At 70.2% G+C, this 20,650-nt stretch carries 14 protein-coding genes and 1 tRNA gene; 3 read left to right on the forward strand and 12 right to left on the reverse strand.

Annotated features, from left to right (window positions below; genetic code table 11):
* The first annotated feature begins 5 nt into the window (after positions 1 to 5).
* Entirely contained in the window at positions 6 to 848 is an 843-nt protein-coding gene (locus tag IPZ69_RS22095; RefSeq protein WP_235455973.1) for a DNA-formamidopyrimidine glycosylase family protein, read from the forward strand.
* Between the two features lie 32 nt (positions 849 to 880).
* Positions 881 to 1,645, forward strand: a complete 765-nt coding sequence (locus IPZ69_RS22100) for an SDR family NAD(P)-dependent oxidoreductase (protein WP_235455974.1) — start codon at positions 881 to 883, stop codon at positions 1,643 to 1,645.
* Here IPZ69_RS22100 and IPZ69_RS22105 read toward each other — a convergent pair.
* The 10 genes from IPZ69_RS22105 to IPZ69_RS22150 all read right to left on the reverse strand — a co-directional run bounded on the left by IPZ69_RS22105 (position 1,593) and on the right by IPZ69_RS22150 (position 16,466).
* Positions 1,593 to 1,880: a hypothetical protein gene (locus IPZ69_RS22105; RefSeq protein ID WP_235455975.1), complete on the reverse strand. Its 288-nt coding sequence runs from the start codon at positions 1,878 to 1,880 to the stop codon at positions 1,593 to 1,595. The genes IPZ69_RS22100 and IPZ69_RS22105 overlap by 53 nt on opposite strands.
* Positions 1,881 to 2,003: 123 nt before the next feature.
* Positions 2,004 to 2,474 (reverse strand): Dps family protein, encoded by a 471-nt coding sequence (locus tag IPZ69_RS22110; protein WP_235455976.1) that lies wholly within the window; start codon positions 2,472 to 2,474, stop codon positions 2,004 to 2,006.
* Positions 2,475 to 2,686: 212 nt separating this feature from the next.
* The gene (locus IPZ69_RS22115; protein ID WP_030178264.1) at positions 2,687 to 3,061 is read right to left on the reverse strand and encodes a helix-turn-helix domain-containing protein; all 375 of its coding nucleotides are present in this window, start codon (positions 3,059 to 3,061) and stop codon (positions 2,687 to 2,689) included.
* A 109-nt stretch (positions 3,062 to 3,170) separates the two neighbouring features.
* Positions 3,171 to 3,716: a CinA family protein gene (locus IPZ69_RS22120; RefSeq protein WP_235455977.1), complete on the reverse strand. Its 546-nt coding sequence runs from the start codon at positions 3,714 to 3,716 to the stop codon at positions 3,171 to 3,173.
* The gene (gene pgsA, locus IPZ69_RS22125) at positions 3,713 to 4,531 is read right to left on the reverse strand and encodes a CDP-diacylglycerol--glycerol-3-phosphate 3-phosphatidyltransferase (RefSeq protein WP_235455978.1); all 819 of its coding nucleotides are present in this window, start codon (positions 4,529 to 4,531) and stop codon (positions 3,713 to 3,715) included. Before pgsA ends, IPZ69_RS22120 begins: the two co-directional genes overlap by 4 nt.
* Complete coding sequence (rimO, locus tag IPZ69_RS22130) at positions 4,528 to 6,003, reverse strand: 30S ribosomal protein S12 methylthiotransferase RimO (protein ID WP_235455979.1); 1,476 nt, start codon at positions 6,001 to 6,003, stop codon at positions 4,528 to 4,530. The genes pgsA and rimO overlap by 4 nt, the downstream gene beginning before the upstream one ends.
* A gap of 91 nt (positions 6,004 to 6,094) precedes the next feature.
* Positions 6,095 to 6,931 carry a helix-turn-helix domain-containing protein gene (locus tag IPZ69_RS22135; RefSeq protein ID WP_235455980.1) on the reverse strand — a complete coding sequence of 279 codons (837 nt, stop codon included), beginning with the start codon at positions 6,929 to 6,931 and terminating at the stop codon, positions 6,095 to 6,097.
* A gap of 278 nt (positions 6,932 to 7,209) precedes the next feature.
* Positions 7,210 to 9,924 carry a DNA translocase FtsK gene (locus IPZ69_RS22140; protein WP_235455983.1) on the reverse strand — a complete coding sequence of 905 codons (2,715 nt, stop codon included), beginning with the start codon at positions 9,922 to 9,924 and terminating at the stop codon, positions 7,210 to 7,212.
* Between the two features lie 124 nt (positions 9,925 to 10,048).
* Positions 10,049 to 10,732: a response regulator gene (locus IPZ69_RS22145; RefSeq protein WP_235455984.1), complete on the reverse strand. Its 684-nt coding sequence runs from the start codon at positions 10,730 to 10,732 to the stop codon at positions 10,049 to 10,051.
* A gap of 274 nt (positions 10,733 to 11,006) precedes the next feature.
* Positions 11,007 to 16,466: a HAMP domain-containing protein gene (locus tag IPZ69_RS22150; protein WP_235455985.1), complete on the reverse strand. Its 5,460-nt coding sequence runs from the start codon at positions 16,464 to 16,466 to the stop codon at positions 11,007 to 11,009.
* 414 nt (positions 16,467 to 16,880) lie between these two features.
* Between IPZ69_RS22150 and IPZ69_RS22155 the strand changes: the two genes are divergently transcribed.
* Positions 16,881 to 19,637, forward strand: a complete 2,757-nt coding sequence (locus tag IPZ69_RS22155; RefSeq protein WP_235455986.1) for a SpoIIE family protein phosphatase — start codon at positions 16,881 to 16,883, stop codon at positions 19,635 to 19,637.
* A gap of 90 nt (positions 19,638 to 19,727) precedes the next feature.
* On the opposite strand, the gene IPZ69_RS22160 is transcribed toward IPZ69_RS22155, so the two are convergent.
* Together IPZ69_RS22160 and IPZ69_RS22165 are read right to left on the reverse strand one after the other, a co-directional pair.
* A tRNA-Thr gene (locus IPZ69_RS22160) sits at positions 19,728 to 19,800 on the reverse strand.
* 74 nt (positions 19,801 to 19,874) lie between these two features.
* Entirely contained in the window at positions 19,875 to 20,537 is a 663-nt protein-coding gene (locus IPZ69_RS22165) for a DegT/DnrJ/EryC1/StrS family aminotransferase (RefSeq protein WP_235455990.1), read from the reverse strand.
* Between the last annotated feature and the right edge of the window lie 113 nt (positions 20,538 to 20,650).

Here is a 20,650-nt window from a genome sequence, read left to right on the forward strand (position 1 = left end):
GACCCATGCCCGAAGGTGACACGGTCTGGCAGACCGCGAAGCGGCTGCACGACGCCCTCGCGGGAAGCGTGCTGACCCGCAGCGACCTCCGGGTGCCCAAGTACGCCACGGCCGACCTCACCGGCCGTACGGTCCTGGACGTCACCCCGCGCGGCAAGCACCTGCTGACCCGTATCGAGGGCGGCCTGACGCTGCACTCGCACCTGAAGATGGACGGCTCCTGGAAGGTCTACGACAGCGGCCGGCGGTGGAGCGGCGGCCCGGCGCACCAGATCCGGGTGATCCTCGGCACCGAGGACCGCACCGCGGTGGGCTACCGCCTCCCGGTCCTCGATCTCCTGCGCACCAGCGACGAATCACGCGCCGTGGGCCATCTCGGCCCCGACCTCCTGGGGCCGGACTGGGACCCGGACCTGGCGCTCGCCAACCTGCTCGCCGACCCGGCCCGTCCGCTCGGCGAGGCCCTGCTCGACCAGCGCAACCTCGCCGGCATCGGCAACATCTACAAGAGCGAGCTCTGCTTCCTGCTCGGCGCCACCCCGTGGCTGCCCGTGGGCGCACTGCCGGCCGGTCTCGCCGCCCGGCTGCCCCTTCTCGCCCAAAGGCTCCTGGAGGCCAACCGCGAGCGCCCGGTGCGCAGCACCACAGGGCACCGGGGCCAGGACCTGTTCGTGTACGGCCGGGCGCCCCGTCCCTGCCTGCGCTGCCACACCCAGATCCGCGCGGCCGACCAGGGCGACGGCTCCCGCGAGCGCCCCACGTACTGGTGCCCGTCCTGCCAGCGCGGACCCGCCCCGGCGCCGGGCTCCCCGCAGGGGCGTCACAGCCGTCCCCGTACGACCAATTGACGGACCGTCAGAAACGCTCGTACCGTCGCCTCATGCCCGTCAAGGCGTACGACCTCACCGGACGCACCGCATTCGTCACCGGCGCCGCGAGCGGCATCGGCCGCGCCTCGGCCGTCCTGCTCGCCGAGGCGGGCGCGACCGTGCACTGCGCGGACCGGGACGCGGACGGCCTGCACGAGACGGCCGCCCTGATCAAGGACCGGGGCGGCAGCGCCCACACCCATCCCCTCGACGTCACCGACCGGGCGCGGCTCGGGCAGGCCGTACGGTCCTGCGAGCGCCTGGACGTGATGGCGGCGATCGCTGGGATCATGCACAGCAGCCCGGTCCTGGAGACCCGCGACGAGGATCTCGACCGGGTCCTGAACGTCAACTTCAAGGGCGTGCTGTACGCCTGCCAGGAGGCGGCCCGGCTCATGCTCGCCCAGGGCACCGGGGGCAGCATCGTCACGATGGCCTCGGGCGCCGTCGACACCGGCGGGCCGGGGCTGCTCTGCTACGGGGCGGCGAAGGCGGCCGTGGTGCAGCTCACGAAGACGCTCGCCAACGAGGTCGGCCGGCACGGCATACGCGTCAACTCGGTCGCTCCCGGCTGGGTGCGCACGCCGATGACCGACCGCCACGACCGCGAGGCCCAGGCGCAGACGGAGGCGTGGATGACGCGGATGTCACCACTCGGCCGGGTCGGCGAGCCGGAGGACGTCGCGCACGCCGTGCTCCACCTGGCGTCCGACGCGTCGGCGTTCACGACGGGCCAGATCCTGCGCCCGAACGGGGGTGTGGCGATGCCGTGGTAGCGCTCCGGGCGCTGCCCGTCCGCCAGGCGGCGACCCAACGCTCCGCCCCCACGGCCCCCGCGGTCCGCGACTTCGGCACACAGTGCACCGGCAGCAGGCTCAGCCCCCACCCTCCGGCCGCGACCGCCCCCTCCAGAACCCCCGCGTCCTCCCCCAGCGCGAGCCGCAGCATGGCCCACCACCACATCGCCCCGAGCCCCAGAACGGCCCCCCACCGCACTATCCGCCCCACCATGGCCGCCACCTCCAGCCGGACGCTATGGGCCGCCCTCGGCGGAAGGGAGGGCGCACCGAGGGCACACGGACGCACCGGGCACCTCTCGGTGCAGGACGAAGAGATCCCGACGCTCCACGCCTGTCAGGCGTTCTCCGCCTGGAACATCCAGTGATGCTTCTCCAGGTCCGCCGTGATCCCGATGAAGATGTCCTGGGACACCGGATCAGCCTCGCCGGTCGCCGTCACCCGCTCCCGCATCCGCGTGATCACCCGGCCCAGCGCGTCCACGAGCGTCCCGACCGCGTCCGTGTCCTTGACCCAGCCCGAGGGCGTCGATCCGATGCCGCTGCTGGCCGCCACCGTGGAGGCGCGGCCGTCGGGCGGTACGCCCAGCGTGGACGCCCGCTCCGCCACCGTGTCGGAATGGATCCGCGCGCTGTCGACGACCTCGTCGAGCTGCAGGTGTATGGACCGGAACCGGGGACCGACGATGTTCCAGTGGATCTGCTTGGCGACGAGGGAGAGGTCCACCAGGTCGACGAGCGCGCCCTGGAGCGCCTCGGACACGATCTTCAGGTCCGTGTCGGACAACGGGCTCTTCACGACGTACATCCAGATCCTCCGTGGGCTCGGTCCCGCGACATCCCTCCCACCATGACGGCACCACCCCAGACCGGCAAATGGGCGCAAACCAGACTCCGGTCGGGTGGAGGCGCGGGGAGGCACACAGCACGAAGGCCCCGGCCGCGCTCCCCCGGGTCTTCCCGGAGGCGCCCCGGCCGGGGCCTCACACGTGTCGCGTCACACAGCCACGCGCGTGAATGTCACGCGGCGACCACGTCCACCGCCTCGGCAGGCGCCTTGATGGTCACCCGCTCCGGCGGTACACCGGTCACCGACACGGAACCCAGCATCGGGCGAACCGGCGTGGGCACGGGCTCGGTGGCCGCTGCAGACTGGGCCAGCTCCGCGAGGGCGAGCTCGTCGCTCACTTCCCGCATGAGCTCGGACATCCGTACGTCCAGCGCGTCGCAGATGGCGGAGAGCAGTTCGGAGGAAGCCTCCTTCTGCCCCCGCTCCACCTCGGAGAGATAGCCGAGTGAGACTCGGGCGGACGAGGAGACTTCGCGCAGAGTACGGCCCTGGCGTTGGCGCTGCCGACGCAGCACGTCACCAAGCAGGCGACGGAGCAGAATCATCGGTGGCTCCCTCCTCGGACCGCGTAGCCGCATCCTTCACGCCCCACCGTACCGCCTCGCGCCGCGGCCGTGCGGGGAGCGATGTCGTGTTCACTCAGGGCTGCAAACATCAAAACCCCCCGTTCTGTTCCGTATCCTGTGTCCGCTCATTCCCGGTGTGTTCGCCCACGAGCTCCCTCAGAAGCAGCGCGAGTACGCTCCGTACACTCTCCATACGAATTTCCGCGCGGTCGCCGTTCAACCGCAGAGCCTCGACTTTTCCGCCACCGGCAGAACCCGAACCGGCTCCGAACGGGCCGTCGGTGGCGACGAAAACCGTCCCCACGGGCTTGCCGTCCTGGGGGTCGGGGCCGGCTACGCCGGTCGTCGCGAGGCCCCAGTCGGCGCCCAGCGCCTTCCGTACTCCGGCCGCCATCTGGGCCGCGACCTGCGGATCCACCGCTCCGCGTTCGGCCAGCAGGGTGGCGTCGACACCCAGCAGCTCGTGCTTGAGTTCGGTGGCGTAGGCGGTGACCGAGCCCCGGAAGACCTTGGAGGCCCCGGGGACCGTTGTGATCTCCGCCGCCACCAGACCACCGGTGAGCGACTCGGCCACGGCGAGCGTCTCGCCCCTCACCGTGAGTAGTCGCACCAGTTCGGCGGCCGCGGAATTCACGCTTCGGCCTCCTCCAACGCCGCCTTGCGCTCGGCGATGCCCTGCCTGCGCAGGACAATGGCCTGTCTCACATAGTCGAGCCCGGTCACGACGGTCAGCACGACCGCCGCCGCCATCACCCAGAACCTCAGGGTGGCCAGCCACCCCGTCAGCGCCAGCACGTACATCCCCACGGCCACGCCCTGGGTGAGCGTCTTGAGCTTGCCGCCGCGGCTCGCCGGAATGACACCGAAGCGGATGACCCAGAAACGCAGCAGGGTGACGCCGAGTTCCCGGCCGAGGATGACGGCCGTCACCCACCACGGCAGGTCGCCCAGCGCGGACAGGCAGATCAGCGCCGCGCCCATGATCGCCTTGTCGGCGATGGGGTCCGCGATCTTCCCGAAGTCCGTCACGAGGTTGTAGGTGCGCGCCAGATGCCCGTCGAACAGGTCGGTGATCATGGCGATGGCGAAGGCCGCCCAGGCCAGCGAGCGCCACGCCGGGTCGTACCCGCCGTCGGCCAGCATCAGCGCGACGAAGCCGGGGACGAGGACCAGCCGGAGCATGGTCAGCAGGTTGGCGATGTTCCAGAGGCTGGCCTGATTGACCGCCGCGGCCGCGATCTTCCCGCCGCGCGCGGGCCTCGCACCGCCCTGCGGGTCGGCCGCGGAGCCGGAGGAGGCGCCGGAACCGGCCGGAGCGGAGGCGGAACCGCCGGAACGGCCGCCGGAGGCGGGACCGCCGGCGGAACCGGAACGGGCGCCGGAGGCGGCACCCGGGGCGCCGTGCGCGCCGGAGGAGCCGCCCGCGGCGGACGCCGGTACTCCGGTCATCTGCCCGCCTCCTCACTACACGCGAGCGAGCCCTGCAGCGGCTCGGCCACCAGGTCGACACCTTCCGTACCGACCACCTTCGCCTCGACCATACGGCCGACGCTCAGGCCCTCGCCGCTCGTGAGCAGCACCTGGCCGTCCGTCTCCGGCGCCTGGTGCTCCCCACGGCCGTGGACGCCGTCCTCGTCGTCGACCGACTCCACGAGGACGTGGACGGTCTCGCCGACGCGCTCCTCGGACCGCTGCGAGACCAGTTCCTCGGCCAGCCGGGAGATGTGCGCGAGCCGCTCGGCGACGACCTCCTCGTCGAGCTTGTTCTCGTACGTCGCCGCTTCCGTGCCCTCCTCGTCGGAGTAGCCGAAGACGCCGATGGCGTCCAGCCGCGCATGGTTCAGGAAGCGCTCCAGCTCGCCCAGGTCGGCCTCGGACTCGCCGGGGAAGCCGACGATGAAGTTCGAGCGCACGCCGGCCTGCGGGGCCTTGGTGCGGATGGTGTCGAGCAGCTCCAGGAAGCGGTCGGTGTCGCCGAAGCGGCGCATCGAGCGCAGCACGTCGGGCGCGGAGTGCTGGAAGGACAGGTCGAAGTACGGGGCGATCTTCGGGGTGGAGGTCAGCACGTCGATCAGCCCCGGGCGCATCTCGGCCGGCTGGAGGTAGCTGACGCGCACCCGCTCGATGCCGTCGACCTCGGCGAGCTCGGGCAGCAGGGACTCCAGGAGGCGGATGTCGCCCAGGTCCTTGCCGTAGGAGGTGTTGTTCTCGGAGACCAGCATGATCTCCTTGACGCCCTGCTCGGCCAGCCAGCGCGTCTCGTTCAGCACGTCGCTCGGGCGGCGCGAGATGAAGGAGCCGCGGAAGGACGGGATGGCGCAGAAGGAGCAGCGCCGGTCGCAGCCGGAGGCGAGCTTGACCGAGGCCACCGGGGAGCCCTGCAGGCGGCGGCGCAGGGGCGCGCGGGGGCCGGACTGCGGGGCCAGGCCCTCGGGGAGGTCCGTCGGCGCGCCGTGGCCCGGCAGGGCCACCTCGGTCGCCGACTCCTGCCGCTCGGCCGGGCTGATCGGCAGCAGCTTGCGCCGGTCGCGCGGGGTGTGCGCGGCGTGGATGCCGCCGGACAGGATGGTCTGCAGGCGGTCGGAGATGTTCGTGTAGTCGTCGAAACCGAGCACACCGTCGGCCTCGGGGAGGGCCTCGGCGAGCTCCTTGCCGTACCGCTCGGCCATGCAGCCCACCGCCACGACGGCCTGTGTTCTGCCATGGTCCTTGAGGTCGTTTGCCTCAAGGAGGGCGTCGACGGAGTCCTTCTTGGCGGCTTCCACGAAGCCACAGGTGTTGACCACGGCGACATCGGCGTCCGCGGCGTCCTCGACGAGCTGCCAGCCGTCCGCCTCCAAACGGCCTGCGAGCTCCTCCGAGTCCACCTCGTTACGGGCGCAGCCGAGAGTGACGAGTGCGACGGTACGGCGTTCAGGCATGGGCTCAAGACTACTTCGTCCCACTGACACCCCACGTCGACGGGGTTGGCCGATCTTGGCCAACCCCGTTCACGCTCGTACCGTGGGACCCTTATCCGACCTCGGGGTCACCCTTCGTGTACGTCAGCCGCTCCACCGCGCCCGGCTGGAAGTCGTCCTCGATCTTCTTGCCGTTGACGTAGAGCTGGATCGCGCCGGCGTCACCCAGGATGAGGTTGATCTTCGAACTGTCCTGGAAGGTCTTCGACTCGCCCTTCTTGAGGAGCCCGTCGAAGAGCATGCGGCCGTTGTGGTCCTTGGCCGAGATCCAGCTGCGCCCGTCGACGGCGCTCACCTGGACGGTGACCTTGTCCTGGGGCGCGGCCGCGATGGCGCTGTCGGACGGCTCGGGCTTCTGGTCGGCGGGCTTGCTCTTCTTCGGCGTGGGCGCGGCGGACTTGTCGACCGTGGGCGTGCCCCCGGCGACCTGGTCCCGGGCAGTCCCGTCGTCGCCGCCCTTGAACGCGGTGAACCCGACGAAACCGACCACGGCGACGATCGCGGCGACCATGGCCGCGGTCCAGTTGGGCCCGCGCCGCTCGGGGCGGATACGTTCCGCCTCGAAGAGCGGGGCGGCCGGGGTCGGCGCGGGGCGCCCGCCGCGCTCGGTGTCGAACTGGGCGAGCAGCGGAGCCGGATCGAGGCGCACGGCCTTGGCCAGGGTCCGGATGTGCCCGCGGGCGTACACGTCTCCGCCACAGGGGGCGAAGTCGTCCGCCTCGATGGCGTGCACGATGGCGATGCGGACCCGGGTGGCGGTGCTGACATCATCGACGGTGAGCCCGGCCTCCATGCGCGCCTGCTTCAGGGCACGGCCGACGGAGGTGCGGGCTTCCTCGGTGACGTCTGGGAACGGACGCTCGTCTTCAGGGGAGTTGCCGATGGACACGGGGGCGCCTTTCGAGCGTGTAGCCACCTGTGCTGGAGGTTCAGTCTAGGGGGGGTACGAAAGGGTGGGGCAACCGGGCGGTACGACTTTGTACGCCATCGGTATGCCCGGTCACCCCGATGACGGGCCAGGTACGAACTCCAGTGTGGAAGTCGTATCTGTCCTCTCGCTCAACTTGACGTACGTCAAAGGGAAACGGTTGCCCGACGATCTCTAACGGGTGGATCACGACGATGACTCCACCCGGCCCAACGGCGACACGCCGAGCTGCCGTGTCCCTATCCCTCAGACTCCCCACGGATCACGGCGAGCACGCCATCCAGTTCGTCGGGTTTGACCAGGACGTCGCGCGCCTTGGACCCCTCGCTGGGCCCGACGATGCCCCGGGACTCCATGAGGTCCATCAGCCGGCCGGCCTTGGCGAAGCCGACCCGCAGCTTGCGCTGGAGCATGGACGTCGAACCGAACTGCGTGGAGACGACGAGTTCGGCCGCCTGGCACAGCAGGTCGAGGTCGTCGCCGATGTCCTCGTCGATCTCCTTCTTCTGCTTGGTGCCCACCGTGACGTCGTCCCGGAAGACCGGCGTCATCTGGTCCTTGCAGTGCTGGACGACGGCCGCGACCTCCTCCTCGGTCACGAACGCGCCCTGCATACGGGTCGGCTTGTTCGCGCCCATCGGGAGGAACAGGCCGTCGCCCTTGCCGATGAGCTTCTCGGCGCCGGGCTGGTCGAGGATGACCCGGGAGTCGGCCAGGGACGAGGTGGCGAAGGCGAGCCGGGAGGGGACGTTCGCCTTGATCAGACCGGTGACGACGTCGACCGACGGCCGCTGCGTGGCGAGGACCAGGTGGATGCCGGCGGCGCGGGCGAGCTGGGTGATGCGCACGATCGCGTCCTCGACGTCGCGCGGCGCGACCATCATCAGGTCGGCGAGCTCGTCCACGATGACCAGGAGATAAGGGTAGGGCTGGAGCTCGCGCTCGCTGCCCTCCGGCAGCTTCACCTTGCCCTCGCGGATGGCCTGGTTGAAGTCGTCGATGTGCCGGAACCCGAACGCGGCCAGGTCGTCGTAGCGCAGGTCCATCTCGCGCACGACCCACTGGAGCGCCTCGGCGGCCCGCTTGGGGTTGGTGATGATCGGCGTGATCAGGTGCGGGATGCCTTCGTAGGCCGTCAGTTCGACGCGCTTGGGGTCGACGAGGACCATCCGGACGTCCTCCGGGGTCGCCCGCATCATGACCGAGGTGATCAGGCAGTTGATGCAGGACGACTTGCCGGAGCCGGTGGCGCCGGCGACCAGCATGTGCGGCATCTTCGCCAGCGAGTGCATGACGTAGCCGCCCTCGACGTCCTTGCCGAAGGCGACGAGCATCGGGTCGTCGTCCTCGGCGGACTCCGCGAGGCGGAGCACGTCACCGAGGTTGACCATCTCCCGGTCGGTGTTCGGGATCTCGATGCCGACCGCCGACTTGCCGGGAATCGGACTGATGATCCGCACGTCCGGGCTGGCCACGGCGTACGCGATGTTCTTCGTCAGCGCGGTGATCCGCTCGACCTTCACGGCGGGGCCGAGCTGGACCTCGTAGCGGGTGACCGTCGGTCCGCGGGTGAAGCCGGTGACGTCGGCGTCCACCTTGAACTCGGTGAACACGTTGCGCAGGGAGTCGACGATCGCGTCGTTGGCCGCGCTGCGCGCCTTGCCGGGGCCCCCGCGGGTGAGGAGGTCGAGCGAGGGCAGCGCGTAGGTGATGTCGCCGGACAGCTGGAGCTGCTCGGCACGCGGGGGCAGGTCGCGGGCCTCGCCGGGGGCCGACTTGGTCAGGTCGGGAACGCTCTCGACCTTGAGCTTCTCCTGCTTGGGGCGTCCGGCCGGGGCCGGGACCGGCCGGGGGACGGGCGTCGGGGTGGTGTCCTCGCGGTCGCCCACGCTGACGCCCTGGGTGAGGTCGGCGACCAGCGGCGAGGGCGGCATGCCGTGCAGGACGGCGCCGTCGAGGTCGGCGGCGGCCGCGGCCGCGATGTCCACCGCGTCCAGCTGCCGGTCCATGGCGGGCTGCGGCACGGCGGAGCGCCGGGGGCGGCTCCGGCGCTTGGACAGGGCTTCCTGCTCGGCGCCCTCGGGGTCGTACGCCTGGGGGGCGCTCGTGCGCCGGCGGGGGCGCCCGGGCAGCGCCTCGCGCCACTGCTCGTCGTAGCGCTCGTCGTCGTCGCCGAACTCGTCCTCCACCGGGTCGTGCAGCACGCCCAGGCGCACGCCGAGCGCACGCAGGCGCTGCGGGATCGCGTTGACCGGGGTGGCGGTGACGACCAGCAGTCCGAAGATCGTGAGCAGCACGAGCAGCGGTACGGCGAGGACTTCGCCCATGGAGTACGTCAGCGGGGTCGCCGCGCCCCAGCCGATGAGGCCGCCGGCGTCCCTTATGGCCTGCATGCCGGCGCTGCGGGCGGGCGCGCCGCAGGCGATGTGTACCTGGCCGAGCACGCCGATGACGAGCGCGGACAAGCCGATCACGATGCGGCCGTTGGCCTCGGGCTGCTCGGGGTGCCGGATGAAACGCACCGCGATGACCGCGAGCAGTATCGGCACGAGCAGGTCGAGACGCCCGAAGGCGCCGGTCACCAGGATCTCGACGAGGTCGCCGACGGGGCCGCGCAGGTCGGCCCAGGTGCCGGCGGCGACGATCAGGGCGATGCCGAACAGCAGCAGCGCGACGCCGTCCTTGCGGTGGGCCGGGTCGAGGTTCTTCGCGCCCTGCCCTATGCCGCGGAAGACGGCGCCGACGGCGTGCGCGAGCCCCAGCCACACGGCGCGCACCAGTCGGTAGACGCCGCCGGTGGGGTTGGGCGCAGGCTTGGGCGGCGGCGCCGCCTTCTTCGCCGTGGCCTTCTTGGCCGGCGCCTTCTTGGCGGGCGCCTTCTTCGCCGGAGCCTTCGCGGAAGCGGCCGCCTTCTTCGCGGGCTGCTTCTTGGCTGCGGAGGGACGTGAGGCCATAGGTGTGAGGTTACCGGTGGAGGCGACAGCGGACACGTGTGCCTACCGCTTCACCCGTTCGTGTCGTCCGTGCCGGAGCGCGGAACTGACGCGCGCTCACGCCCAACTACAGGCGTGGCGGGCGTCAGTTCTGCGTCGGGACCGCCTGGGTGCCGCTGCCGGCGCCCGGTTCCAGGGCGTCGAGCGCGCGGCGCAGTCCGGTGAGTTTGCGTTCGAGATGGGCGGCCGTGGCGACCGCCGCCGCGTCGGCGGAGTCGTCGTCCAGTTGCTTGGACAGGGCCTCGGCCTGCTCCTCGACGGCCGCGAGCCGGGCCGACAGCTCGGCGAGCAGTCCGGCGGACTCCTTGCCGGGGCCGACCGCGCCCTTACCGCCGCCCTCCAACTGGAGCCGCAGCAGCGCCGCCTGCTCACGCAGCTGGCAGTTCTTCATGTACAGCTCGACGAACACCGAGACCTTGGCGCGCAGCACCCACGGGTCGAACGGCTTGGAGATGTAGTCGACCGCGCCCGCCGCGTAACCGCGGAAGGTGTGATGCGGACCGTGGTTGATCGCCGTGAGGAAGATGATCGGGATGTCCCGGGTCCGTTCTCGCCGTTTGATGTGCGCGGCGGTTTCGAAACCGTCCATTCCTGGCATCTGAACGTCCAGCAGAATGACCGCGAAGTCGTCCGTGAGCAGTGCTTTGAGCGCTTCCTCCCCGGACGATGCCCGCACCAGTGTCTGATCGAGCGCAGAGAGGATGGCCTCCAGCGCCAGCAGATTCTCCGGCCGGTCATCGACCAGGAGGATCTTGGCCTTCTGCACCATGGCCCGCCCTCCTCGCCCCGGCGGTACACCGGGCGCCGCCCCAGGGGACGACTCCCTTTCGCCGCCCGTCCTTGTGCCGGTCATGGTAGCCGCACCCCGCCCGTCGCCACACCCTGTCACCGCGATGTCACTGTGCACGTAGCAGAAACGCAGCAGGGGACCAGAAGGTTCCCCGAATCCCGCACCTCTACACCGCCTCGGCCACCCTCTGTCAGCAACTCCGCGTGCACGGGAAAGGTTCCCACAGCCCTGGTCCGGGGCCCGCGTTTTCCCGTCACTCGGCGCGCATCCACTGCCGCATGACCGACAACAGGTGATCGGGATCGACCGGCTTCGTCACGTAGTCGGAAGCCCCCGACTCGATCGCCTTCTCCCGGTCGCCCTTCATCGCCTTCGCGGTGAGCGCGATGATCGGCAGACCGGCGAACTGCGGCATCCGCCGGATCGCCGTGGTGGTCGCGTACCCGTCCATCTCGGGCATCATGATGTCCATCAGCACGACCGCCACGTCGTCGTGCTGCTCAAGGACCTCGATGCCCTCGCGGCCGTTCTCCGCGTACAGCACGGACAGTCCGTGCTGCTCCAGCACGCTGGTGAGCGCGAAGACGTTGCGGATGTCGTCGTCGACGATCAGCACCTTCTCCCCGCCGAACCGCACCACGCGCTGCGTCGAGGGCGCCATCTCCTGGTGCTGGGCGACGGTCCACGACTCCGCCCGCTGCTCCAGCGCCGGAGTAGCCCGGCGGCGGCGCCGGAAGAGCGCGGCGGCACCGTTCTGCGTCTCCTGGTACGACTTCACCTCGGCCGGCGTCACGATCCGCGCGTCGGACAGCTCGGACGTGTGGTTCTCGGAGGCGACCAGATCGCCCGCCTCCAGCGCGGCCACGGCCTGCTGGTAGCCCTGCGGCGGCAGTTCGCTCGGGTGCAGCGGCAAATACAACGTGAAGGTCGAGCCGCGTCCGGGCTCGCTCTGCGCGTGGATCTCACCGCCGAGCAGCTGGGCGATCTCCCGCGAGATCGACAGCCCGAGGCCCGTACCGCCGTACTTGCGGCTGGTCGTGCCGTCGGCCTGCTTGAACGCCTCGAAGATCACCCGCATCTTGCTGGCCGCGATGCCGATACCGGTGTCCGTCACGGAGAACGCGATCAGCGGGGCGTCCGGGTCACTGAGCGAGCCGGACTCCAGCAGCTGCTCCCGGATGGCCATCGGCACGCCGCTGCCGGCCGGCCGGATCACCAGCTCGACCGACCCGGAGTCGGTGAACTTCACCGCGTTGGACAGCAGGTTTCGCAGCACCTGGAGCAGGCGCTGCTCGTCGGTGTGCAGCGTGGCGGGCAGCTCCGGCGAGACCCGCACGGACAGGTCGAGGCCCTTCTCCGCGGTCAGCGGCCGGAACGTCGCCTCCACGTAGTCGACGAGCTGGACGAGCGCGATGCGCGTCGGGGAGACGTCCATCTTGCCCGCCTCGACCTTCGACAGGTCCAGGATGTCGTTGATCAGCTGGAGCAGGTCGGAACCCGCGCCGTGGATCGTTTCGGCGAACTCGACCTGCTTCGGGGAGAGGTTCCCCTCCGCGTTGTCGGCCAGCAGCTTGGCCAGGATCAGCAGCGAGTTGAGCGGCGTCCGCAGCTCGTGCGACATGTTGGCCAGGAACTCGCTCTTGTAGCGCATCGAGACCGCGAGCTGCTCGGCACGCTCCTCCAGGACCTGCCGCGCCTCCTCGATCTCGGTGTTCTTCACCTCGATGTCACGGTTCTGCTGGGCCAGCAGCTCGGCCTTCTCCTCCAGTTCGGCGTTGGACGCCTGGAGGGCCTTCTGCCGGTTCTCCAACTCGGCCGACCGCTCCCTCAGTTGCTCGGTCAGCTCCTGCGACTGCTTCAGCAGCACCTCGGTCTTGGTGTTGACCGAGATCGTGTTGACGCTGGTCGCGATCATCTCGGCGATCTGGTTGAGGAAGTCCTTCTGGATCTGCGTGAACGGCGTGAACGAGGCCAGCTCGATGACACCGAGCACCTTGCCCTCGAACAGCACCGGCAGCACGATCACCTGCGCCGGCGGTGCCTCGCCGAGCCCCGAGGAGATCTTCAGATAGCCGCTGGGCGCGTTCTCGACCAGGATCGTACGTTTCTCCTGGGCGGCCGTCCCGATGAGCGCCTCACCGGGCCGGAACGACGTCGGCATGGATCCCATCGAGTAGCCGTACGACCCGAGCATCCGCAGTTCGTACGAGTCCTCGCTCTCGGCGCTCAGGTCCTTGCCGTCGACGAGCGGCATCGTCAGGAAGAACGCGCCGTGCTGCGCGGAGACCACCGGCGTCAGCTCGCTCATGATCAGCGAGGCCACGTCCTCCAGGTCCCGGCGGCCCTGCATCAGCGCGGAGATCCGGGCCAGGTTGCCCTTCAGCCAGTCCTGCTCCTTGTTGGCGATGGTGGTGTCGCGCAGGTTGGCGATCATCTTGTTGATGTAGTCCTGGAGTTCCTGGATCTCGCCGGACGCGTCCACGTCGATCTTCAGGTTCAGGTCGCCACGGGTCACCGCGGTGGCCACGCGCGCGATGGCCCGCACCTGCCGGGTCAGGTTTCCGGCCATCTCGTTCACTGACTCGGTCAGGTCCCGCCAGGTGCCGTCCACGTCACGCACGCGTGCCTGGCCACCCAGCTGGCCCTCCGTACCCACCTCACGGGCGACTCGGGTGACCTCTTCGGCGAAGCTCGACAGCTGGTCGACCATCGTGTTGATCGTCGTCTTGAGTTCGAGGATCTCGCCGCGGGCGTCGATGTCGATCTTCTTGGTCAGGTCACCCTTGGCGATGGCCGTCGTGACCATCGCGATGTTGCGCACCTGACCGGTCAGGTTGGACGCCATCTGGTTCACGGACTCGGTGAGGTCCTTCCACGTACCGGCCACACCCGGTACGTGCGCCTGACCGCCGAGGATGCCGTCCGTGCCCACCTCACGGGCCACCTTGGTGACCTGGTCGGCGAACGAACTCAGCGTCTTCACCATGGTGTTGATGGTGTCGGCGAGCTGCGCCACCTCGCCGCGCGCCTCGATGGTCACCTGCCGCGTCAGGTCGCCGTTGGCCACCGCCGCGGACACCTGGGAGATGTTGCGCACCTGCATGGTCAGGTTGTTGGCCATCAGGTTCACGTTGTTGCTGAGGTCCTTCCAGATGCCCGTGACACCCGGCACGTGCGCCTGGCCGCCCAGGATGCCCTCGGTGCCCACCTCACGGGCCACCCGGGTCACCTGCTCGGCGAAGGAGGACAGCTGGTCGACCATGGTGTTGACCGTCGTGACGAGTTCGAGGATCTCGCCCTTCGCGTCAACGGTGATCTTCTTCGACAGGTCGCCCTTGGCGACCGCGGTCGTGACCTCGGCGATGTTGCGCACCTGGATCGTCAGGTTGTTCGCCATGAAGTTCACGGACTGCGTGAGGTCCTTCCAGGTGCCCGCGACCCCCTGCACCTCGGCCTGACCGCCCAGCATGCCCTCGGTGCCCACCTCGCGGGCCACACGCGTGACCTCCTGGGCGAACGACGACAGCTGGTCCACCATCGTGTTCAGGGTGTTCTTCAGCTCCAGGATCTCGCCGCGCGCGTCCACGGTGATCTTCTGGGAGAGGTCACCCCGGGCCACCGCCGTGGCGACCTGCGCGATGTTGCGCACCTGGGCCGTGAGGTTGCCGGCCATGCCGTTCACGGAGTCCGTCAGGTCGCGCCACACACCGGCCACGCCCGGCACCTGCGCCTGACCGCCCAGGCGGCCGTCCGTACCCACCTCGCGGGCCACCTTGGTGACCTGGTCGGCGAACGCGGAGAGCTGGTCGACCATCGTGTTGATGGTGTTCTTCAGCTCCAGGATCTCGCCGCGGGCGTCGACGTCGATCTTCTGGGACAGGTCACCGCGGGCCACCGCGGTGGTCACCTGGGCGATCTGGCGCACCTGCGAGGTCAGGTTCCCCGCCATGAAGTTGACGGAGTCCGTGAGTTCCTTCCAGGTACCCGAGACGCCGTCCACGCGGGCCTGCCCGCCGAGGCGGCCCTCCGTGCCCACGTCCCGGGCCATGCGGGTCACCTGGTCGGCGAAGCTCGACAGCTGATCCACCATCGTGTTCACGGTGTTCTTCAGCTGGAGCATCTCGCCGGAGACATCGACCGTGACCTTCTGCGAGAGGTCACCGTTGGCCACCGCCGTCGTCACCTGGGCGATGTTGCGCACCTGACCGGTGAGGTTGCGGAACGCGGTGTTGACGGAGTCCGTCAGGTCCTTCCAGGTACCGGCCGCGCCCGGCACCTGCGCCTGGCCGCCCAGCTCACCCTCGACGCCGACCTCCCGCGCCACGCGCGTGACCTCGGCACCGAACGCCGACAGCTGGTCCACCATCCCGTTGACGGTGTTCTTCAGCTCCAGCATCTCGCCGGCCACATCGACGGTGACCTTCTGCGAGAGGTCACCGCTGGCCACCGCCGTCGTCACGGCGGCGATGTCCCGCACCTGCGTGGTCAGGTTCCGGAAGACGGTGTTGACGGAGTCCGTCAGGTCCTTCCAGGTGCCCGCCGCGCCCGGCACGTTCGCCTGCCCGCCCAGGCGCCCCTCGGCACCGACCTCGTTGGCCACACGCGTGACCTCGTCCGCGAAGATCCGCAGCGTCTCGGTCATCTGGTTGATCGTCTCGGCCAGCTGCGCGACCTCGCCGCGCGCCGGGACGGTCACCTTCTGCGACAGGTCACCGCTCGCGACGGCGGTGGTCACCTGGGAGATCCCGCGCACCTGCGCGGTCAGGTTGCCCGCCATGGTGTTGACGGAGTCGGTGAGCTCCTTCCACACACCGGCCACCCCGGGCACCTGCGCCTGGCCGCCCAGGATGCCCTCGGTGCCCACCTCGCGCGCGACCCGGGTCACCTCGGAGGAGAAGGAGGACAGCTGCTCCACCATCGTGTTGACGGTGTTCTTGAGCTCCAGCATCTCGCCGGCCACATGGACGGTGACCTTGCGCGACAGGTCACCCCGGGCGACCGCGGTGGTCACCAGCGCGATGTCCCGCACCTGTGCGGTCAGGCGGTTGGCCATCGTGTTGACGGACTCCGTCAGGTCCTTCCACGAACCGGACATACCGCGCACCCGGGCCTGACCGCCGAGCTTGCCCTCGGTGCCGACCTCGCTGGCCACGCGCGTGACCTCGTCGGTGAACGTCGACAGTTGGTCGACCAGATTGTTGACGGTCCGCCCCACCCGCAGGAACTCGCCCCGCAGCGGATGCCCGGTCCCGTCCGGCGCCTGCGTCCGCAGCTCCATGCGCGGCGACAGATCGCCCTCGGCCACCGCGGTGAGCACCCGGCCCACCTCGGAGACGGGCCGTACGAGATCGTCGACGAGGGCATTGGAGGCGTCGATGGCGGACGCCCAGGAACCCTCACAGGCGCCGGTTTCCAGCCGTTCCGTGAGTTTCCCCTCACGGCCCACCATCCGCCGGACCCGCGACAACTCGCCCGTCAAATGCAGATTCCGGTCGGCCACCTCGTTGAAAACGGCGGCGATCTCCGACATCACGCCGTCGCCGGACACCGTGAGCCGCTTCCGGAAGTTCCCGTCGCGCATCGCCACGAGTGCCACCAGCAGCCGGTTCAGGCCGGCCGTGTCCACCACGGTGGTCCCGCCTCGCTGCTTGCTCAGGGACTGTCCGCCCTTCGCGCGCGTCTTCGAGCCACGCGTCGCTGCGCCAGACTCCACTGTGTCCCTCCCGCAGGGGTCGACCGTTACTGCTGTGCTCGGGTACTTCTACTCGGCGCACCGGATACTTACTCGGCGTACCGGTAACTTCGGCGTACCAGTTACTGCTGGGTATTTCTGCCAGATGAGTTCCGGCCACACCAGGGGCTGCTGCCCCTCGTACACGGAACACACTCAGCCTGGCCGGACCTTCACCAGAAGCTTGCCCAGTGTTTCACCCTGCCTGAACCAGGCCATAACAGTTCGGCAGCTTCGCACATCGTCCGCACACCCAGGGGGCGTAAACACCGGCGACCGGCATCCGCACGGACGGCGAAGGTAAGTAACCTTGCATGCGGCTGTCCAGCCGCACCGGTCCGTCCGGCCTGGGCGGTGGATCGAGAACGAGCGGGCATCGGAGGGCGGCCGCAGACCATGACCACCGGAGTGATCCCCGGGGGACAGTCCCCGGAGCCGCGGCCGACGGGCGCGCACATGCCGCACCAGCGGCACGAGCAGCCCGGCCACGGAGCACTGCACGTCGACAACCGGTCGAGGAGTTCTGTGATCACCGCGCGCGCGGCCGCCAGCTTCGAGCCCGTCGGGAGATCGGTCGCGACCGCCCGGGCGTTCGTCCGGGACACGCTCCAGGGGTGGGGCTTCGCCGACGTCGTCGACGACGCGGTGGTCCTCACGAGCGAACTGGTCACCAACGCCGTCGTGCACGCGGGCACCCACGCGGACGTGCTGTGCCTGCGCAGCGAGGACGGCGTACGGGTCGAGGTGTCCGACCGCTACCCGGAGCGCGAGGTCCCCCTCCAGAGCTCGGCCGTCAACATGGGCAGCCCCGACCGCGAGGGCGGCCGCGGCCTCCAGCTGTGCGCGGCCCTGGCCGGCCGCTGGGGCGTCGAGTACACGCCGACGCACAAGAACGTCTGGTTCCAAATCGACCTCCCGGAGCGCCCGGTCGGCACCCGCGCCGCCGGACCGTCCCTGCCCGCCGAGCTCCTGCCGCTCGCCGACGGCCGGGTCCGGGTCGCGGTCGTCCAGATCGACCGCAAGGGCTCCATCACGGCCTGGAACGAGGACGCGGAGGAGATCTTCGGCCACCCCGCCGTCCAGGTCACCGGCAGGCCCCTCACCGACCTCGCGGCCTGGCCGCACACCCCCGGCACCGGCACCGGCGTCGCGGAGGCCCTCCAACTGTCCCGCTGGGAGGGCAGCTACGGCATCCGGGGCGCCGACGGCCGGGTCACCCCGGTCTACGCCTCCCACCTCCGCGTGCGCGACACGGGCGGCGAACCGTCCACGGTCTGCCTCCTGGTACGCGACCACGAACGCGCCGTGCTCCAGACGCCGTTGCGCGTCCCCGCCTCCGACGCGGCCCCGTCCGTCGACGGCCAGAGCACGGACCCCTTCGAGGTCTTCATCGGCTCCCCGGCCCCGGACGACCTCGACGGCCTGCTGCAGCGCACCGTGGAGCGCGCCCGCGACATGCTCGACGGCGACTCCGCGTTCCTCCTGCTGGCCACCGACGACGAGACGGAGCTGGAGGTCCGCGCCTCCACCGGCCTGCCGTCGGCGCGCCAGCGCTTCGCCCGCGTCCCCGTGGAGGCCGGCCCCGGCCGCTACGGCTCCGCCCGCATGCCGGCCGTCCACGACGACCTCTCGGCCGTACCGGGCGCCGTACCGCTGCTCAGCGGCACCGGCATGCGCTCGGTCGTCACCGTTCCGCTGAAGGTCGAGGGCCGCCTCACGGGCTCCCTGGGCGTCGCGGCCGAGGCCCCGAGCAGATACTCCAACGAGGAGGCGCTGCGCCTGCAGTTCGCCGCCGACCGGATCGCCCTGGCCGTCGAATCGGCCCGCCTGGGCGAGCTGGAGCGCCTGCGCCGCGGCTCGCTCAGCTTCCTCGTCGAGGCCTCGGACCTGCTCGCCGGCACGCTGGACCGCGACCAGACCCTGGCCCTGATGGCCCAGATGACGGTCCCGACCCTGGCCACCTGGTGCGCCGTCTACACGATCGCCGACCAGGCCTCCGATCCGTACCTCTCGTACGTCCTGCACGAGGACGAGGAACTCATCGACGGCATCAAGTCGTTGCTCTCCAAGATCGCCCCGCCCGACCCGGTCCCCACGCCCGGCGCCCGCGTCTGGACGACCCCCGCCGAGGTGGCCCACCAGGCGGCCCTGCGCAGCTCCATGCGCAGCCTCGGCCTCACCGGCGGCCCCACCCGGCAGGTCGCCTCCGGCATCGGCCCGACGCTCGCCACGGCCTCGGCCGTCGGCGGCGAGACGGTGGTCCTGCCGCTCGTCGCCCGCAACCGCGTCATCGGCATGCTGACCCTCGGCAAGCCGACCGACGAGCACTTCCGCCAGGAAATCCTGGAATTGGCCGAAGACTTGTCCCGCCGGGCCGCCCTGGCCCTGGACAACGCCCGCCTCTACTCGGAGCGCACTGCCATCAGCCAGTCCCTCCAGCGCAGCCTCTTGCCCCCCGGCCTGCCGCCGATCGAGGGCGTCGAGGTCGAGGTCATCTACCGCGCGGCCGGCGAGGGCAACGAAGTCGGCGGCGACTTCTACGACGTCTTCCCGATCCGCGACGGCACGTACGGCTTCGCCATCGGCGACGTCTGCGGTACGGGCCCGAACGCGGCGGCGGTCACGGGCCTGGCCCGGCACGCGCTGCGCCTGCTGGCCCGCGAGGGCCTGAGCGGCCCGGCGGTCCTGGAGCGCCTGAACTCCGCGATCCTCGACGAGGGCGCCCGCAGCCGCTTCCTGACCCTCCTGTACGGCGAGATGCGCCCCCAGGAGGACGGCAGCGCGGAACTGAAGGTGGTCTGCGCCGGCCACCCGCTGCCCCTCCGGCTGCGCCAGGACGGCACGGTCGAAGCGGCGGCCGAACCCCAGCCGCTCCTCGGCGTCATCGAGGACCTGGAGCTGTACGAGCAGACGGTCACCCTCGACCCGGGCGACGTCCTCCTGTGCGTCACGGACGGCGTCACCGAACGCCGCGAGGGCGCCCGCATGCTGGGCGACGACGGCCTCGCCGACGTCCTCACGACCTGCACGGGTCTGACGGCGGGCGCGGTCGCCGCACGCATCATGCGCGCGGTGGAGCGCTTCGCCTCGGACGCCCCGTCCGACGACATGGCGATCCTGGCGATGCGGGTCCCGGGCATCCACACCGACTGAGGCCTGTCCGGCGGATCATGCCGGACAGGCCCAGGGCAGAACCTGGGCACGAAAAAGGCCCCGCCCAAGTGGGCGGGGCCTTTCTGTCGGAGCCCCCAAACGGAATCGAACCGTTGACCTTCTCCTTACCATGGAGACGCTCTGCCGACTGAGCTATAGGGGCCTGTCGCCTTTGAGGTTTCCCTCGCGGCAACGGAATAGATCGTACCCCGAACGAAGCCGTGTTCCCAAACTCGTTCAGAAGGCCGGCTGAAGCAGCCCGCCCAGGGCGTTGCAGGCGGAGACTATCCGCTGCATCTCCCGCTTGGTCAACGACGCGTCCACGGGCAGCGCCAGCGTCTCGTCCGCGGCCCGCTCGGTCTCCGGCAGCGAGACACAGCGCCGGAATTCCGGCAGTCGGTGCACAGGCGTCTTCACCGGCACCCGGCACTCAACTCCCTTGGCCCGCACGGCCCGCGCGAAGGCGTCCCGGTCCGGCCGCCCGTTGCCGGGCACGCGAACGACGTACTGCTGGTAGGTGTGCCCGTCACCGCCGTCCGGCGTCCGCACGCCGCGCAGCTTGGCGTCCAGGAACGCGGCCCGCTCCCTGCGCTGGGCGACCTCGTCGTACGGCGCCTCGGACTCCCCCTGCTCCAGCACCAGCAGCCCGTGCCGCTGCCCGATCCCGTGCAACCGCGAGATGTCCGCACTGCGTCCGAAGCGGTGCACGACAACTATCGCCGCGGTACGGGGAGTTACGGCGTCCTCGACCAAGGACGCGTCCAGGCAGTACGTCACCGGGTCTATGTCGGCGAACACCGGCAGCGCACCGGCCAGAGTCACGGCCTCGGCGACTTCCACGTTCCCGAAGGCCGGCACGATGACCTCGTCACCGACACCGACTCCGGCGGCCCTGAGCATTGCAGCAGTACCCATGGTGTGGATGCTGAGCGCGGAACGTGAACTTGAAGTTACGCATACCAAAAAAAGGTCGGACCCTGAACCGAAGTTCAGGGTCCGACCTTTCAAGTTTT

Source organism: Streptomyces olivochromogenes (genome assembly GCF_021538895.1).
GTDB classification, from domain to species: domain Bacteria; phylum Actinomycetota; class Actinomycetes; order Streptomycetales; family Streptomycetaceae; genus Streptomyces; species Streptomyces olivochromogenes_A.

Bases quoted from the DNA above. Each gene is read 5' to 3' on its own strand.
- IPZ69_RS22140 (WP_235455983.1), bottom strand. From the start codon at position 9,924: ATGGCCTCACGTCCCTCCGCAGCCAAGAAGCAGCCCGCGAAGAAGGCG.
- IPZ69_RS22100 (WP_235455974.1), top strand. From the start codon at position 881: ATGCCCGTCAAGGCGTACGACCTCACCGGACGCACCGCATTCGTCACC.
- pgsA (WP_235455978.1), bottom strand. From the start codon at position 4,531: ATGACCGGAGTACCGGCGTCCGCCGCGGGCGGCTCCTCCGGCGCGCAC.
- IPZ69_RS22095 (WP_235455973.1), top strand. From the start codon at position 6: ATGCCCGAAGGTGACACGGTCTGGCAGACCGCGAAGCGGCTGCACGAC.
- IPZ69_RS22110 (WP_235455976.1), bottom strand. From the start codon at position 2,474: ATGTACGTCGTGAAGAGCCCGTTGTCCGACACGGACCTGAAGATCGTG.
- rimO (WP_235455979.1), bottom strand. From the start codon at position 6,003: ATGCCTGAACGCCGTACCGTCGCACTCGTCACTCTCGGCTGCGCCCGT.
- IPZ69_RS22115 (WP_030178264.1), bottom strand. From the start codon at position 3,061: ATGATTCTGCTCCGTCGCCTGCTTGGTGACGTGCTGCGTCGGCAGCGC.
- IPZ69_RS22145 (WP_235455984.1), bottom strand. From the start codon at position 10,732: ATGGTGCAGAAGGCCAAGATCCTCCTGGTCGATGACCGGCCGGAGAAT.
- IPZ69_RS22155 (WP_235455986.1), top strand. From the start codon at position 16,881: ATGACCACCGGAGTGATCCCCGGGGGACAGTCCCCGGAGCCGCGGCCG.
- IPZ69_RS22165 (WP_235455990.1), bottom strand. From the start codon at position 20,537: ATGCTCAGGGCCGCCGGAGTCGGTGTCGGTGACGAGGTCATCGTGCCG.
- IPZ69_RS22105 (WP_235455975.1), bottom strand. From the start codon at position 1,880: ATGGTGGGGCGGATAGTGCGGTGGGGGGCCGTTCTGGGGCTCGGGGCG.